This is a genomic window from Burkholderiales bacterium, from assembly GCA_035518095.1.
Taxonomy (GTDB): Bacteria; Pseudomonadota; Gammaproteobacteria; order Burkholderiales; family JAHFRG01; genus JAHFRG01.
The window spans coordinates 46,929-62,214 of record DATIXX010000041.1; the positions used below are offsets into that span (position 1 = coordinate 46,929).

14 protein-coding genes are annotated in these 15,286 nt (G+C 56.6%); 10 read left to right on the forward strand and 4 right to left on the reverse strand.

The genetic code is table 11. The features are described 5' to 3' along the window. Positions 1-47 precede the first annotated feature (47 nt). The 3 genes from hpnK to hpnI are packed head-to-tail and all read right to left on the reverse strand — an operon-like array spanning position 48 to position 3,489. Positions 48-926, reverse strand: a complete 879-nt coding sequence (gene hpnK, locus VLV32_07490) for a hopanoid biosynthesis-associated protein HpnK (protein ID HUL41732.1) — start codon at positions 924-926, stop codon at positions 48-50. Next, the gene (hpnJ, locus tag VLV32_07495) at positions 923-2,344 is read right to left on the reverse strand and encodes a hopanoid biosynthesis associated radical SAM protein HpnJ (GenBank protein ID HUL41733.1); all 1,422 of its coding nucleotides are present in this window, start codon (positions 2,342-2,344) and stop codon (positions 923-925) included. Before hpnJ ends, hpnK begins: the two co-directional genes overlap by 4 nt. Then, a complete protein-coding gene (gene hpnI, locus VLV32_07500) occupies positions 2,344-3,489 on the reverse strand; it encodes a bacteriohopanetetrol glucosamine biosynthesis glycosyltransferase HpnI (GenBank protein HUL41734.1) in 1,146 nt (381 codons plus the stop codon). Before hpnI ends, hpnJ begins: the two co-directional genes overlap by 1 nt. A 195-nt stretch (positions 3,490-3,684) precedes the next feature. Between hpnI and VLV32_07505 the strand changes: the two genes are divergently transcribed. The 4 genes from VLV32_07505 (at position 3,685) to hpnA (ending at position 8,518) form a co-directional block, all read left to right on the forward strand. Next, complete coding sequence (locus VLV32_07505) at positions 3,685-4,734, forward strand: phytoene/squalene synthase family protein (GenBank protein ID HUL41735.1); 1,050 nt, start codon at positions 3,685-3,687, stop codon at positions 4,732-4,734. Between the two features lie 64 nt (positions 4,735-4,798). Beyond that, positions 4,799-6,769, forward strand: coding sequence for a squalene--hopene cyclase (shc, locus tag VLV32_07510; protein ID HUL41736.1), 1,971 nt, complete (start codon positions 4,799-4,801; stop codon positions 6,767-6,769). Then, on the forward strand, positions 6,766-7,473 hold the full coding sequence (locus VLV32_07515; protein ID HUL41737.1) for a hypothetical protein: 708 nt from the start codon (positions 6,766-6,768) through the stop codon (positions 7,471-7,473). The genes shc and VLV32_07515 overlap by 4 nt, the downstream gene beginning before the upstream one ends. 31 nt (positions 7,474-7,504) lie before the next feature. After that, entirely contained in the window at positions 7,505-8,518 is a 1,014-nt protein-coding gene (gene hpnA, locus VLV32_07520) for a hopanoid-associated sugar epimerase (protein HUL41738.1), read from the forward strand. Here the strand turns inward: hpnA and ispG are convergent. Continuing rightward, complete coding sequence (gene ispG / locus VLV32_07525) at positions 8,500-9,738, reverse strand: flavodoxin-dependent (E)-4-hydroxy-3-methylbut-2-enyl-diphosphate synthase (protein HUL41739.1); 1,239 nt, start codon at positions 9,736-9,738, stop codon at positions 8,500-8,502. The genes hpnA and ispG overlap by 19 nt on opposite strands. 158 nt (positions 9,739-9,896) lie before the next feature. On the opposite strand from ispG, the gene VLV32_07530 reads away from it, so the two are divergent. From VLV32_07530 to VLV32_07555, 6 genes are all read left to right on the forward strand, one after another. Further along, on the forward strand, positions 9,897-10,250 hold the full coding sequence (locus tag VLV32_07530; GenBank protein ID HUL41740.1) for a hypothetical protein: 354 nt from the start codon (positions 9,897-9,899) through the stop codon (positions 10,248-10,250). Positions 10,251-10,429: 179 nt separating this feature from the next. Beyond that, positions 10,430-11,683 (forward strand): glutamyl-tRNA reductase, encoded by a 1,254-nt coding sequence (gene hemA / locus VLV32_07535; GenBank protein HUL41741.1) that lies wholly within the window; start codon positions 10,430-10,432, stop codon positions 11,681-11,683. Then, on the forward strand, positions 11,680-12,762 hold the full coding sequence (gene prfA, locus VLV32_07540) for a peptide chain release factor 1 (protein HUL41742.1): 1,083 nt from the start codon (positions 11,680-11,682) through the stop codon (positions 12,760-12,762). Before hemA ends, prfA begins: the two co-directional genes overlap by 4 nt. Next, positions 12,762-13,625, forward strand: coding sequence for a peptide chain release factor N(5)-glutamine methyltransferase (gene prmC, locus VLV32_07545; protein ID HUL41743.1), 864 nt, complete (start codon positions 12,762-12,764; stop codon positions 13,623-13,625). Before prfA ends, prmC begins: the two co-directional genes overlap by 1 nt. A gap of 49 nt (positions 13,626-13,674) precedes the next feature. Beyond that, positions 13,675-13,980 (forward strand): Grx4 family monothiol glutaredoxin, encoded by a 306-nt coding sequence (gene grxD / locus VLV32_07550; protein HUL41744.1) that lies wholly within the window; start codon positions 13,675-13,677, stop codon positions 13,978-13,980. An 84-nt stretch (positions 13,981-14,064) separates the two neighbouring features. Next, positions 14,065-15,189 carry a zinc-dependent alcohol dehydrogenase family protein gene (locus VLV32_07555; protein HUL41745.1) on the forward strand — a complete coding sequence of 375 codons (1,125 nt, stop codon included), beginning with the start codon at positions 14,065-14,067 and terminating at the stop codon, positions 15,187-15,189. Positions 15,190-15,286 lie beyond the last annotated feature (97 nt).

Sequence of the window (15,286 nt, forward strand, 5' to 3'; positions counted from 1 at the left end):
GCCCCTCAATAAGGGTGCAAGGTTCGGCGATTCTATTGATCCAGGGTTCACGCGTTTCCCTGGGCGGTCGCTGCGGCCAGATCGGTGAAACTGATTTTCTGTATGCCATTTTGCCGCAGGGCGTTGGCGACGGCTGGGCTGGTCAATGCCCGAAATTCTTCTTCGCAGTGATAGTCTGCCGTTCCCGGATCCATGTGGGCACATTTGGCCAGGGCCGGATGGAAGTACATTTCCGAGACGCCGTGCGGCAGGTGCGCAAGTTGCCCCAGCACCCTTTCTTCGGTCATGTGTCCGGTATCGCTCATGCCGAAGATATAATCGTTGTGTACTATCTGTGCTTTTCTCAGCCGCCATCGCATCAGGCTCATCCAGGGATTGAGCAGCAGTGAACCGGCAAAACGCTTCGGCAACGCGTCATGCGCGGCGCGCCAGGAGCTCAACAACGGCTCGTGCGGCAGACGTACGGCGCGCACGCCGTATTCGCGTCCCAGCTTGAGGATCAGGCTCAATATAGTCGGATGCACATGCATGTGATTGTGCGCATTTACATGGTCCAGCGGCAGACCGCTGTCGCGAAAGGCCGCGAACTGCGCGCGGATTTCGCCTTCCAACTGCTGCTTGGTTTTGCGGCGGAAAAAGAAATTGATCCCGGCGCGCACGAGATGTGTGGAGAACCGTCCTTGATCGTCCACCAGGTCGGGAACGCAGGCGGCGGGCAGAAGCGGACGGCCGTTGACGAGAACAACATGCAGTCCTACTTTGAGCGAAGGCATGCGCTTGGCGCGTTCCACTGCGTCTAGAGCTGCGGGCGCGCCCACCATGAGACTTGCGGCAGTGAGAATGCCGTTCCGGTGTGCCTGCTCTATTGCCTCGTTGACGGGAAGGGATGCGCCAAAGTCGTCAGCCGTGACGATGAGCCTCTTCAAACCCGATCTTCCCGCCCATAAAGAAAGTGAAAGAACTCCACGCCTTCGCGCAGCCTGCGCTTGGTCATTTCCCAGCTCTGCATCATTTCAAAAGTAATTTCGGCTATCTTGCTGGGACGAAAATAAAAGCGTTTGTAGAATTTTTCCAACGCCGAGAAGATATCCTCGTGCGAAAGATGCGGGTAATTGAGCGAGCTGACCTGGAACCCTTCTTGAGCGACGATATGCGAGGAATCACGCAGCAGCCAGCCATTGTCGATTGCCTGTTTGTGCAAGTAGGTTCCAGGGTAGGCCGCCGCGAGCGAGACTTGAATGGTATGCGGGTTGATTTCCTGGGCGAAGCGGATGGTTTCCTCAATGGTCTCGTGCGTTTCTCCGGGCAGGCCCATGATGAAGGTGCCGTGAACCACCACGCCGAGATTATGGCAGTCCGCCATGAAACGGCGCGCCATGTCCACATGCATGCCCTTCTTGATGTTGAGGAGGATTTGCTGGCTGCCGGTTTCGAAGCCTACGAGCAGCAGGCGCAGTCCGTTTTCTTTCATTACCTTGAGGCTTTCATAGGGCACATTGGCCTTGGCGTTGCATGACCAGGTCACACCCAATTTGCCAAGGCCCCTGGCGATCTCCTCGGCGCGCGGTAGGTCATCGGTGAAAGTGTCGTCATCGAAGAAAAATTCCTTTACCTGTGGAAAATATTCCTTGGCGCGCGCAATTTCCGCAACGACATTTTCTGCACTGCGGGTGCGGTAGCGGTGTCCACCGATGGTCTGAGGCCACAAGCAAAAGGTGCAGCGCGACTTGCAGCCGCGCCCGGTATAGAGCGATACGTACGGATGTTCCAAGTAGCCGATAAAATAATCTTCAATCACTAAATCGCGCCGATACACGTCTACTACCCACGGCAGACGATCCATGTCTTCGATGATTGCGCGCTCGCGGTTGTGCACGATTTTGCCGTTTGCCCGGTAGCTGATCCCATCCACTTCAGCGAAAGGGCGGCCCTCAGCTAATTCCTGGATTGTGTAGTCAAATTCGTTGCGTGCCACGAAATCAATAGCGCTGGACGCGAGCAGTGAAGGTTCGGGCGAAACTGCGACATGAGCCCCGACGAAACCCACAGTCAATTTGGGATTTTTCTCTTTCAGCGCCTGTGCGACTTTGGCATCAGATTCAAAAGAGGGTGTACTGGTGTGCAAGACGGCCAATTCGTAGTCGTTGGCAACAGGAAGAATATCATTAAGCGAAAGGCCGCGTGCGGGCGCATCAATCAGCTTGCCGTCGGGTACCAGTGCCGCGGGCTGGGCGAGCCAAGTGGGATACCAGAACGAACGAATCTCGCGCCGCGCCTGATACCGTGAACCGGCGCCACCGTCGAATCCTTCAAATGACGGCGGATTCAGAAACAGCGTTTTCATCATGAATTACGAACTCCTTTATTCATCAACTTTCCGTCGGAGCGGACTGAAAACTGCTGTTTCCGCCACTCAACGCTGCGGCCGAAAAAACTCGCCGCCCATACCAAAAAGCTTAACAAATCGCGAACAGGTGCGAGCCAGGGGGCAGTACGCCCGACCACATCGAAATTAACATGCACCGCCCGGTGCAGCAAGACGCGTAGTATAACCGAAACAGCCACGGCCGTTAATCCTACCGCTGAGGGTAAAAGCAGGAAAAACAACAAGGAAACGGCGACCGGATAACTGACAAACGAAAACGTGAAACCAACGGGCTGCATCGCGCGTATCGTTCGTGCCCAGCGCAATTCATGTTGGAACAATGCCGCGAGACTTGGTTCCCAGACCCTGTTTTCAACCAGGTAGGCGGAGAGCACGACCTTTAGTCCCTGCTGCGCGACCCGCCTGCCCAGGATATGGTCATCGGCGAGCTGGTCTGCAAGCGCGGCAAATCCGCCGCTGGCTTCCAGCGCCTTGCGGGTTACTGCCATGGTCGCGCCAAAACAAAAACGAAGTTCTTGAAATGACAATGCAACCAGAACCGACGGCGCAAAGCAATCATTGATAAACATTGCGCCCAATCGCGAGGGCAATCCTGGCGCAGGCGTTCCCTTGTAAAGACAGGTGACCGCGCCCACCTGCCTGTCTTGAAAAGGTGCAACTAACGCCCGAAGGTAATTGCGTTCCACTCGCATATCGCTGTCGGCGACAACGATCAGGTCGTGCTTCGCCAAGCGGAGCATGCACGCCAGAATACTTACCTTGAGATTGGTACCGATTACCGTTTCATCCACAACCAAAGACAAATCGCGCTGCGGAAATTCTTCGATGATGCGATTAATCACTGCGATCGCCGGATCCCGGGCATCGCGAGCGCCAAACACGACCTGGTAGTCGGCGTAATTCTGGTCGCAGAATGAACGCAGATTTTCATACAATTCTGGTTCCATTCCACAAACCGGCTTCAGCACAGTGGCTAGGGGCGAATATTCACCTGGCGCGGGCTGGCGTCTGCCAAACGCTATGATGCAACGTATGGCAAATACAACATAGGCAAGTGCCGCCAAAGTGATTGCCGATGCTATTAAGGTGAGTGTGGCAATGATACAGCTCCTTGCCCGAGGACTTGTTTCTCACTGCCGATTTTAGCATGATTGATTCGTCATTCACCGTGCGCAAGGCCCTAGATCGTCAAACAACTGAGTGGCAGCGACAGCCAGCCGATTTAAGCTAAAATGAGCGCCTCCAACGCGGCGCTGTAATACGATGGCGTCGAATAACGCCGAACTAAGGAAAGAAACATGCCGGAATGGCAGACTGACAGCAGTGGCCGACTTAATGGCGCAGCCTATCAGGAGCATATCCTTCAAGGGGTGTCGCGCACTTTCGCGCTCACCATTCCCCAGTTGCCGCCGGGCTTGCGCCAGCCAGTGAGCAATGCTTACCTATTGTGCCGCATCGCCGATACCATTGAAGATGAACCGGCGTTGAGTGCCGAGCAGAAGCGTCATTTCTCGCAACAGTTCATCAAGGTGGTCGCGGGCGAAGTCGCAGCGGAGACGTTTGCAGAAGAATTTTATCCATTCCTTTCCGAGCGCGTGCCGGAAGCGGAAAAAGATCTGATCAGGAACGCCGCGCAAGTTATACGTATCACCCACAGTTTCAGCGCCAATCAGCGCGCGGCGATGCTGCGCTGCGTGCGGATCATGGCCAGTGGCATGGCAATGTTCCAGTCGAATCCAAGCCCGTACGGATTAAAGGACCTGCCGCAGCTTGACAGCTACTGTTATCACGTTGCCGGCGTGGTGGGAGAGATGCTCACCGAGTTGTTTTGCGATTACTCTGCGGAAATCGGAAAAAACCGGGAAAGAATGCTAAAATTGGCGCCTTCCTTTGGTCAGGGTCTGCAGATGACCAACATCTTGAAAGATATTTGGGAAGACCGCAGCCGCGGCGCATGCTGGCTGCCGCAGGACATATTCCGGGCGTGCGGTTTCGAGTTGAAGAATTTGTCAAAGGACGGCCACGATCCAGCTTTCGCCGCGGGGCTGGAAAAACTGATCGCAATCGCACATGCCCATCTGCGCAACGCCTTGGCCTACACCCTGCTGATCCCGACGCATGAAACCGGAATACGCAAGTTCTGCTTTTGGGCATTAGGCATGGCGATGCTTACCTTGCGCAAAATCAGCGCCAATCGTGACTTTACCTCCGGCAATGAAGTGAAAATCTCTCGGCGCGCGGTTAAGGCAACCATACTCGCGACGCAATTAACCATGGGCAGCGATATTATGCCGCGCTGGTTGTTCAATGTAACAGCGCTTGGCCTGCCGCGCGCGACATCGTTGTGAACGGCGCGAAAAAGTCAGCCGTCGCGAAAACGATGCGGTGACACGTAGCCCGGGAAAAAACTGAATGCTTGAAAAGAACTTCGTCGAATCAGATTCCGGTGCGAATTCTTTGGCCACGTTGCACGAACCGTCCAACGTACACTCCATTGGAACACGAAGCGCGTCCCTGTGGCGCGTGATCAGCGCCGCGCGCGATGCGCTGCTCGGGCTGCAGCACGACAACGGCTATTGGTGTTTCGAGCTTGAGGCGGACTGCACCATGCCCGCCGAATACATCATGATGATGCATTTCATGGATGAAATCGACACCGAACTGCAGGACAAGATTGCGGTTTATTTGCGCAGCCACCAGCAGCCTCACGACGGCTGGGGATTGTTCCCCGGCAGCGACTTCGATTTGAGCTGTTCGGTGAAAACGTATTATGCATTAAAGCTTGCGGGCGCAAGTCCCGCCGAGCCGCATTTAGTAAGAGCTCGAGAGGCGATTCTTGCCGCTGGCGGGGCGGCGCGCTGCAACGTATTCACTCGCATTGCCTTGGCGCTGTTCGGGCAAATTCCGTGGCGCGGGGTGCCGATCGTGCCGGTGGAAATCATGCTTTTACCACGGTGGTTCCCCTTTCACCTAAGCAAAGTGTCTTACTGGTCGCGCACGGTGATGGTGCCGTTGGCGATTCTTTGCAGCTTAAAGGCACGAGCCAAGAATCCGCGGCGGGTGGACATCCGCGAATTGTTCATCGTGCCGCCGGAAAAAGAGAAAAACTATTTTCCCGTCAGGTCACGCTTAAATCGGATCCTGCTGGGCTTTGAACGCTTAGGCAAGCTTCTGGAACCGGCCATTCCCGGCTTTATTCGCCGTTACGCCATGAAAAAAGCCGAGGGTTGGGTCATTGAGCGGCTGAACGGAACCAATGGTCTGGGAGCGATATTCCCGGCCATGGTCAATGCGCATGAAGCGCTTGCCTGCCTGGGTTACCCGGCCGATCATCCCTATCGTGTGATTACTAAAGAAGCCCTCACGAAGTTGCTGGTGGTGGAACAAGATTCCGCGCATTGCCAGCCATGCGTGTCGCCGGTGTGGGATACCGCTTTGGCCTGCCTCGCGTTGCATCAGGCAGCGGGCGAACAGCCCACTGCTGAAATCAAACGCGGGCTGGACTGGCTCGAAAATATGCAGCTCTTGGATGCGCCCGGAGATTGGCGCGATTCAAGGCCAAAGCTCGAGGGCGGCGGCTGGCCGTTCCAGTTCGGCAATGATTTTTATCCGGACATTGATGACACCGCCGCAGTGGGCTGGGCGATGCACAGAGTTGATGAGAAACGCTACACCGAAGCGCTGCGTCGCGCTGCGCAATGGGTTTGCGGCATGCAGTCTGAAAATGGCGGTTTTGCCGCGTTCGATGTCGACAACACCTGTTATTACCTGAATGAAATTCCATTTGCCGACCATGGGGCATTACTCGATCCGCCCACCAGTGATGTTACTGGCCGCTGCATTGCATTGCTCGCTCCCCTTGGCAAATACCAGGAAGTGTGGAAACGCAGCCTTGAATTCCTTAAGCGCGAGCAGGAAAAAAACGGTTCGTGGTTCGGCCGATGGGGCACGAATTATATTTACGGTACCTGGTCGGTGCTGTCGGCGCTGGAACTCGCCCAGGAGCCTTGTGACCAGCTTTTTATCCGTCGCGCGGTGGAATGGCTAAAGCGCGTGCAGCGTGCCGATGGAGGCTGGGGCGAGAGCAATGACACCTATTTCAACCCCGGACGAGCCGGGCACGCCAATTCCAGCACCGCATTTCAAACGGCTTGGGCGCTGCTCGCGCTGATGGCGGCCGGCGAAGTGGATTCCACCGAAGTAACGCGGGGCGTCGAATATTTATTGCGCACCCAGCAGGCAAACGGCTTGTGGAACGATTCCGAGTTTACTGCTCCCGGCTTCCCGCGGGTCTTCTATTTAAAGTATCACGGCTACGACAAATTCTTTCCGTTGTGGGCGCTGGCGCGCTATTACAATCTGCACAATCGCCACACCGCGTGATCGGCGTGGTGGCTGCGTTGCCGCTTGAAGCGCGCTTCCTCGTTGGTCGCATGCTTGATCCGGCAGAGCGCGCCGAGCTGAGGGATTGCGCCGGCTGGATTCAACTTTGCGGAATCGGCAGGGAAAAGGCGCTCCATGCCGCACAATCGTTGCTGGACGCAGGAGCGAGCGCATTGGTAAGCTGGGGCACTGCGGCGGGTCTCGATCCCGCGCTCGCCGCGGGAACCTTAGTGCTGCCGCAATGCGTGATCGGCGCCGACGAATACATGTTTCCAGTGGACCAGGCTTGGCGCAGCAGGTTGCATGACCGCGTAGCCGGACATGTTGCGACAAGCGGCGGATTGCTGCTTGAAAGTCTCTCAGTGTTCACTCACCCATCGCAAAAAAAAGCTTTGGCAAAACGTGCTGGAGCCGCAGCGGTAGATATGGAAAGCGCGGCCGTGGCACAAGTAGCGAACCAGGTCGGGGTGCCATTCATGGCGGTCCGCGTCATCGCCGACCAAGCAATGACCGCGGTTCCCTTGAGCGCGCTTGCTGCAGTTGATGACTTTGGACGCGTGCATGTTTTGCGCCTCGTCGCATCCTTGCTGGCTCATCCTGAAGAATTGCCCGCGCTGATTGTTCTGTGGCGGGCATTCCGCGCAGCTCAGAGGACGCTATCGACCGTGGCAGAGCAAGCGGGGCCCGGGTTGGGTATTGAGTAAATGTCTTTCCAATTGAACGCAAATTAGGAAAATGGACGCCACGCTGGTTACCGGTGCGTCAGGTTTTGTCGGCTCAGCGCTGGCACACAAGCTTGTCGAGGCCGGACGCCGGGTGCGTGCGCTCGTGCGCCCTGCCAGCGATCGCCGCAATATCGACAACGTTCCAGTTGAACTCGCTTTTGGCGACCTTGCCGATTTGAGCTCGCTTGAACGTGCGCTTGACGGGTGCAGCGCCTTGTTCCATGTCGCCGCAGATTATCGACTGTGGGCGCGTAATCCTCAGCAGATATACCGCACCAACGTTGCAGGGACCGCGAATATCATGCAGGCCGCGCTCAAAGCCGGCGTTGAGCGCATCGTTTATACCAGCAGCGTCGCGACACTAGGCTTGCGTACTGACGGCACGCCCGCGGATGAAAACACGCCGGTCACGCTTGATGACATGATCGGGCATTACAAGCGCTCGAAGTTTCTTGCCGAAGCCGAGGTAAAACGAATGATAACGCAGATCGGATTGCCTGCCGTCATCGTCAATCCCTCCACTCCGGTCGGCCCGCGCGATATTCGGCCCACGCCTACCGGGCGCATGGTGCTGGACGCAGCATGCGGCCGATCCCCGGCATATGTGGACACCGGCCTCAACCTGGTGCATGTAGACGACGTGGCACAGGGACACATGCTTGCTTTCGAGCGCGGCAAAGTGGGCGAACGTTACATCCTCGGCGGGCGCAACATGACGCTGCTGGAGATTCTAATCGAAGTTGCCAGGATTACAGGACAAAAACCGCCGCGCGTGAAGCTTGCCCACAACCTGGTTCTGCCGATTGCCTATCTGTCTGAAGCGTGGGCGTGGTTGAGCAACGGTCCGGAGCCGCGCGCCACGGTGGATGGTGTGCGGCTGTCGAAAAAATACATGTATTTTTCGATCGAAAAGGCGCGACGCGAACTGGGCTATAATCCGGGACCGGTGGAGAAGGCGCTGCAAGATGCCGTAACCTGGTTTCGCGCCAACGGCTATTGCGGCCGTCAGCCGCGCCTCGCGTAGCGGGCCTGTACGTAGTCGTCGACGATTTTCTGGAATTCCTCGGCGATGTTTGCGCCTTTGAGCGTTACCGTTTTCTGACCATCCACGAACACCGGCGCAACCGGCGTTTCGCCTGAGCCGGGAAGGCTGATGCCGATATTGGCGTGTTTGCTTTCCCCCGGTCCGTTCACCACGCAGCCCATCACCGCTACGTTCATTTTTTCGACCCCGGAGTAGCGTTCGCGCCATACCGGCATCTGGTCGCGCAAATAGGTCTGGATCTTGTCGGCGAGCTCCTGGAAGAAAGTACTGGTGGTGCGGCCGCATCCCGGGCAGGCCACTACCATCGGTACGAATGAACGCAATCCCATGGTCTGCAGGATTTCCTGCGCCACGATCACTTCGCGGGTGCGGTCACCGCCCGGCTCGGGGGTCAGGGAAATGCGTATGGTGTCGCCGATGCCCTCCTGCAGCAGCACGGCGAGCGCAGCGGTAGAGGCGACGATGCCCTTGGAACCCATTCCCGCCTCGGTCAAACCCAGGTGCAGAGGATAATCGCAGCGCGCCGCAAGATTGCGGTACACCCTGACCAAGTCCTGGACGCCGCTTACCTTACAGGACAGAACGATCCTATCGTGTGCGAGCCCGATTTCCTCAGCGCGCCTGGCGTTGTCCAGAGCCGAAACAATCAGCGCTTCGCGCGTGACTTCATTTGCGTCCTGCGGTTCCGCAAGCTTCGCATTTTCATCCATCATCCGCGTAAGCAACGCGGGATCCAGGCTGCCCCAGTTGACTCCGATGCGAATCGGCTTATTGTATTTGCATGCGACCTCGACCATGGTAGCGAACTGCTCATTGCGCTTTGATCCTCTGCCGACGTTGCCGGGGTTGATGCGATATTTGGCCAAGGCAGCGGCGCAATCCGGATATTCAGTAAGCAACTTGTGCCCGTTAAAGTGAAAATCTCCGATCAGCGGCACATCGCAACCCATCTGTTCCAGCCGTTCGCGAATGCGCGCGACTTGGGCTGCAGCCTCGGCGCTGTTAACGGTAATGCGCACCAGCTCCGAGCCCGCCTTGGCGAGTTCCGCAACCTGCATTGCGGTTGCTTGTGCGTCGGCGGTATCGGTATTGGTCATGGATTGAACCACGATGGGCGCCCCGCCGCCGATAGTGACGGGTCCGATTTTCACGCCCACGCTCAAGCGTCTCGAAATCTCCTGCGTTCGGGGTGCGTTCATAAAATTAGAAATTTTTAGCGAATACAAAGAATGAATTTTACCGTATTTTCATGTCACTGGCACCCGACAGTCTATCCGACGAAGCCAAATCAGGGGTCAACTAATACCACCGGATCGCGTTAATGTAAGAAAACTTCGTTCCTGGCGACTAAACAAAATTGGAATTCACCGATGCGCAGTTCGGTCGCATTGTGAAGCGGTCCGGATTCAATCCGGACTACAAAAACCGGGCTCATTTCAACTTTCAGGAGATGTACATCATGACTGCAGTAAAGAAGCTTACGGGAATTGCGCTCGCCGCCGCAGCGGCTGGAATGTTTGTTACAGCGGGCATTAGCAGCGCCTTTGCTGACGAAGCAAAGGTGCACTGTCAGGGCGTGAACGCTTGCAAGGGCAAAAGCGATTGCAAATCCGCCAGTAATGCCTGCAAAGGTCAAAACGCATGCAAAGGCGAAGGCTGGAAAGCAATGACCGATAAGGAATGCAAGGACGCCGGAGGTACGACCAAGTAAAGCCAAAAGCAGTAGTTAACTAAACGACGGGCACCTTTGCCTCGTTAGGCGGGTGTCCGTTTTCATTTCCTGGTTCTGGACACCGCATACCCGATAGCGAAGGGCCCTGGCGCGACCTTTTCCTAAGCGCGCCGATGCTATAATATCTAAAAACTTTTCTTTCCTCCCCGGTTACCGGCATGCAATTGTTTGCTATTGGCGTCAATCATATGACCGCGCCACTATCAATGCGCGAACGGGTGGCGTTTCATGCGCAAACTTTAGGCGAGGCTTTACGCGACCTTGTGAACCGCAGGCCGGTAAGCGAGGCGGCGATTATTTCCACCTGTAACCGTACCGAGGTCTATTGCAATACAGCGGAGCCCGACGCGGCGGTGGACTGGCTGGCGGAGTACCACCGCATCAAGACCCAGAATATCCGGCCGTACCTTTATACCCTGCCGAAGGAGAAAGCCGTAAAACATGCGTTCAGGGTGGCGAGCGGACTGGATTCCATGGTGTTGGGCGAGCCACAGATTCTCGGACAGATCAAGCAGGCTGTGCGCACGGCCGAGGATGCCGGAACCCTGGGACTGCTGCTGCACAAATTGTTTCAGCGCTCTTTTTCCGTGGCCAAGGAAGTGCGCAGCCACACCGATATTGGGGCGAATTCGGTTTCTATGGCGGCGGCGGCGGTGCGCCTTGCCGAGCGCATTTTCCCCACGATTTCCGAGCAGTGCGTGTTGTTGATCGGCGCCAGCGAAATGATTGAGTTGTGCGCCACGCATTTCGCGGCCCGCGCTCCCAGGCGCATGACATTTTCCAACCGTACCCTGGAGCCTGCCGCAGCCTTGGCGCGACGCTTTTCCGGCGGCGCTATCACGCTAAATGAACTGCCGGATCAGCTGGCATCGCATGACGTGGTGATAACCTGCACCGCAAGTCCATTGCCGATTCTGGGCAAAGGCCTCCTGGAACGGGTGACAAAATTGCGCAAACACCGTCCCATGCTGCTAGTTGATCTTGCAGTGCCGCGCGATGTCGAGGCCGAAGCAGGCAATCTGGACGATGTGTTTCTTTACGCGGTTGATGACCTTGCGCATTTAGTGCAAAGCGGAATGAACGCACGCCAGAGCGCGGTTGCGCAGGCTGAGGCCATAGTCGAATCGAACGTGATCAGTTTCGTGCACTGGCTGGAAGCACGCGAACTTGTTCCTACGATCCGCGCTTTGCGCGACCACGCGGAACGCAGCCGGCGTAACGAACTGCAGCGCGCTCTGCGCATGCTTGAACGTGGCACAGATGCGCGGCTGGTCGCCGAATTCCTGAGCCAAGCGCTGACCAACAAATTTCTGCACATACCGACCCACGTGCTGAACCACGCGAGCCAAGAGGACCGCGAGCAACTGGTGGCGTTAATTAACCGCCTGTATCAGGTACACCGACAAGAATGAAGCAAAGCATCGCCGCAAAGCTATTGCAACTCAGCAACCGCCTCCAGCAACTCAACCAAATCCTAAGCAGCGAAAAAGTTACCGCGGACCTGGAAAATTACCGCAAGCTCGCCCGCGAGCATGCGGAGATCACGCCGGTGGTTGAGTTGTACGAGGCGTATAAATCCGGGGAGCGCGACCTTGAGGCGGCGCAGGAAATGCAGGCCGATCCGAAAACGCGTGATTTCGCAGAGGTGGAAATGCGCGTGGGGCGCGAGAAACTGCTGCGCATCGAATCCGAGCTGCAAAAGAAATTGCTGCCGCAGGATCCCAATGACGAGCGCAATATTTTTTTGGAAATCCGCGCCGGGACCGGTGGCGATGAGTCTTCGCTGTTTGCAAAGGACTTGTTCCGCATGTACGCGCGTTTTGCAGAGCGACAACGCTGGCAGGTGGAAATCATTTCGGCAAGTCCCTCGGAAATGGGCGGCTACAAGGAAATCATCGCCAAGATTACGGGACGAGGCGCTTATTCCAAGCTGAAATTTGAATCCGGAGGGCACCGCGTGCAGCGCGTTCCGGAAACCGAAACACAGGGGCGCATCCACACCTCTGCGTGCACCGTAGCAGTGCTCCCGGAAGCAGATGAAATCTCGGATGTGGTGCTCAATCCCGCGGAAATGCGGATTGACACGTTCCGCGCGTCCGGCGCTGGAGGGCAGCATGTCAATAAAACTGACTCCGCAGTGAGGGTGACGCATCTGCCAACCGGAATCGTGGTGGAATGCCAGGACGGCCGCTCGCAGCACAAGAACAAGGCGCAGGCGCTCGCGATTCTTGCGGCGCGCATCAAGGATAAGCAACTGCGGGAGCAGCAGGCGAAGCAGGCGGCGACACGCAAATCGTTGATCGGCAGCGGCGACCGTTCCGAGCGCATCCGCACCTACAATTTCCCGCAGGGACGGGTGACCGACCACCGCATCAATCTTACCCTGTACAAGATCGACCAGATCATGGATGGCGATTTGAACGAACTCACCAGCGCCTTGATTGCGGAGCATCAAACCGAGCAGCTGGCGGCCTTAGCCGAGGAAACTTGATGCAAATGCCGGTAAAAAACCAGGCTACATCGGCCATGCCGGTCAGCATTGCGACAGCACTCGGCGCAAGCCCGCTTGAGGCGTGCGACTCGAATCTGCTTTTGCAAGCAGTACTGGGTGTCAATCATGCCTATCTTGCCGCTCACAGTGATCAATTGCTAAATTTCCGGCAAATGGGCGCTTACCAAGAGCTGGTGCAGCGGCGCGCCGCCGGGGAGCCCACGGCTTACATTCTGGGCGAGCGCGAATTTTACGGATTGAATTTTAAAGTTACGTCGGCAGTGCTGATACCCCGGCCCGAGACTGAATTGCTGCTGGAACAGGCGCTTGAGCGCATGCCGCCGGGGCAATTTTGCAGAGTGCTGGAGCTTGGTACCGGTAGCGGCAATATCGCTCTCGCTCTCGCCCTGCATCGTCCGCTGACTCGCATAACCGCGGTAGACAGTTCCCAAGCGGCGCTCGCAATAGCCGGACAAAACGCGACGCAGGTGCTCGGCACCGAAAGCGGCGATATTATTTTCACAAAAAGCGATTGGTACGAGGCTTTGGACGGAGAAACATTCGATTTCATCATTTCCAATCCACCCTATGTTGCCTCAGATGACGCGCATCTGCAGTTAGGCGACGTACGATTTGAACCCAGGCTAGCGCTCAATGGCGGCGCTGACGGGCTTGATTGCATTCGCCGGATAATTCGGGAGGCGCCGCCACATTTACGCAAAGGCGGCTGGCTGCTGTTTGAGCACGGCTACGATCAGGCGCCTGCCTGTAGGAATTTGCTTATTCAAAGCGGCTTTGGCGGGCTGTTTTGCGCTGACGATCTGGCGGGAATTCCCAGGGTTTCGGGCGGCCGAATTCAGTGAGGCATGTTATAATATTGAAAATTTTTTACAGTTTATTTTCGGGAGCATTATGAGTACGCAGGAACTTATCAAGAAGCAGATCACCGAGCACCCGGTGGTGCTGTATATGAAAGGCACGCCCGATTTTCCTCAATGCGGGTTTAGCGCCAATGTGGTAAATATCCTGAAAGCGTGCGGCGTGGAGCAGATGTTCACAGTGGATGTGCTTGCCGACCCCGAAATTCGCCAAGGCATCAAGGAATACGCCAACTGGCCGACTATTCCTCAGCTTTACGTCAATGGTGAATTCGTCGGCGGCTCGGACATCCTGACCGAGATGTACCAAAGCGGAGAGCTGCAGAAACTGCTCAAATAAATTTACTTAAACGCAAATCAAGCCGGCGCCGCCGGCTTTTTTGTCTGCCTTGACCGGCTGATCCGAAATTCGAATCGATTTCCTATGAAAATAAAAGCAGCGGTATTGAATCAGATGGGCATCAAACCGCCATATGCCGCATCAAGACCGCTGTCAGTCGAGGATGTCGAACTCGACCCCCCCGGACCGGACGAAGTGCTGGTGAAAGTTGCGGCGGCCGGCTTGTGTCACTCCGATCTTTCGGTCATCAACGGCGATCGGCCGCGTCCCACTCCGATGGTGCTGGGCCACGAAGCGGCAGGTATCGTCGAACAGCCGGGCGCCGGGGTCAGGGATCTTAAGAAAGGCGACCATGTCGTGATGGTATTCGTACCGAGCTGTGGCCATTGCCTGTTCTGCGCGGAAGGCCGGCCCGGGCTTTGCGAACCCGGCTGGGCAGCTAATGTCGAGGGCACCCTGCTATCGGGCGCGCGGCGGCTCAGCCGCAATGCCGCGCGGCTTAACCACCATATGGGCGTTTCGGCATTTGCGCAATTCGCTACAGTTTCGCGCCGCTCCGTTGTGAAGATTGAATCCGATTTGCCGCTGGATCATGCGGCGCTGTTTGGCTGTGCAGTGCTCACCGGCGTCGGTGCGGTGCTGAATACGGCGTGCGTTACGCCGGGCTCGAGCGTGGCGGTAATCGGATTAGGTGGGGTGGGGCTCGCTGCGCTTCTTGGTGCAGTACTCGCCGGTGCGACCCGCATAATCGGAATCGACCTTTCACACGACAAACTTGCGCTGGCAAAGAAGCTGGGAGCGACTGACGTGTTTAATGCGGATTCGGCTGATTGCACAGACGCGATTCGCGCAACCACTGAAGGCGGCGTGCAATTTGCTTTTGAATTGGCGGGCTCCGTGAGAACGATGGAAATGGCGTACAAAATCACGCGCCGAGGCGGCACGACAATCGCGGCGGGCCTGCCGCCTCCCACTCACACCTTTCCGCTACAGCAAGTGAATCTGGTTGGCGAAGAACGCACTATAAAAGGCAGCTACATCGGCACCAGCGTTCCACTACGTGACATCCCACGCTATATCGCGCTCTTCAAGCAGGGAAAATTGCCGATCGACCGCCTCATGAGCGGCCGGCTCAAACTCGAGGACATCAATCTTGGGTTTGACCGTCTGGCTGAAGGCAAAACAGTGCGCCAGCTGGTGGTGTTCTAGCATTTTGGCCGCGCCGCTACGGAGTATTGTGCACGATTAAAAATTGCGCTGATATTTCAGCCGAATTACGGTCATGATGCTTTTTGGCTGAAATACG

What these genes read in the sequence shown, in the direction of transcription:
- hemA (HUL41741.1), top strand. Translation starts at nt 10,430, where the DNA reads ATGCAATTGTTTGCTATTGGCGTCAATCATATGACCGCGCCACTATCA.
- VLV32_07555 (HUL41745.1), top strand. Translation starts at nt 14,065, where the DNA reads ATGAAAATAAAAGCAGCGGTATTGAATCAGATGGGCATCAAACCGCCA.
- ispG (HUL41739.1), bottom strand. Translation starts at nt 9,738, where the DNA reads ATGAACGCACCCCGAACGCAGGAGATTTCGAGACGCTTGAGCGTGGGC.
- shc (HUL41736.1), top strand. Translation starts at nt 4,799, where the DNA reads ATGCTTGAAAAGAACTTCGTCGAATCAGATTCCGGTGCGAATTCTTTG.
- prfA (HUL41742.1), top strand. Translation starts at nt 11,680, where the DNA reads ATGAAGCAAAGCATCGCCGCAAAGCTATTGCAACTCAGCAACCGCCTC.
- grxD (HUL41744.1), top strand. Translation starts at nt 13,675, where the DNA reads ATGAGTACGCAGGAACTTATCAAGAAGCAGATCACCGAGCACCCGGTG.
- prmC (HUL41743.1), top strand. Translation starts at nt 12,762, where the DNA reads ATGCAAATGCCGGTAAAAAACCAGGCTACATCGGCCATGCCGGTCAGC.
- hpnJ (HUL41733.1), bottom strand. Translation starts at nt 2,344, where the DNA reads ATGAAAACGCTGTTTCTGAATCCGCCGTCATTTGAAGGATTCGACGGT.
- VLV32_07505 (HUL41735.1), top strand. Translation starts at nt 3,685, where the DNA reads ATGCCGGAATGGCAGACTGACAGCAGTGGCCGACTTAATGGCGCAGCC.
- hpnA (HUL41738.1), top strand. Translation starts at nt 7,505, where the DNA reads ATGGACGCCACGCTGGTTACCGGTGCGTCAGGTTTTGTCGGCTCAGCG.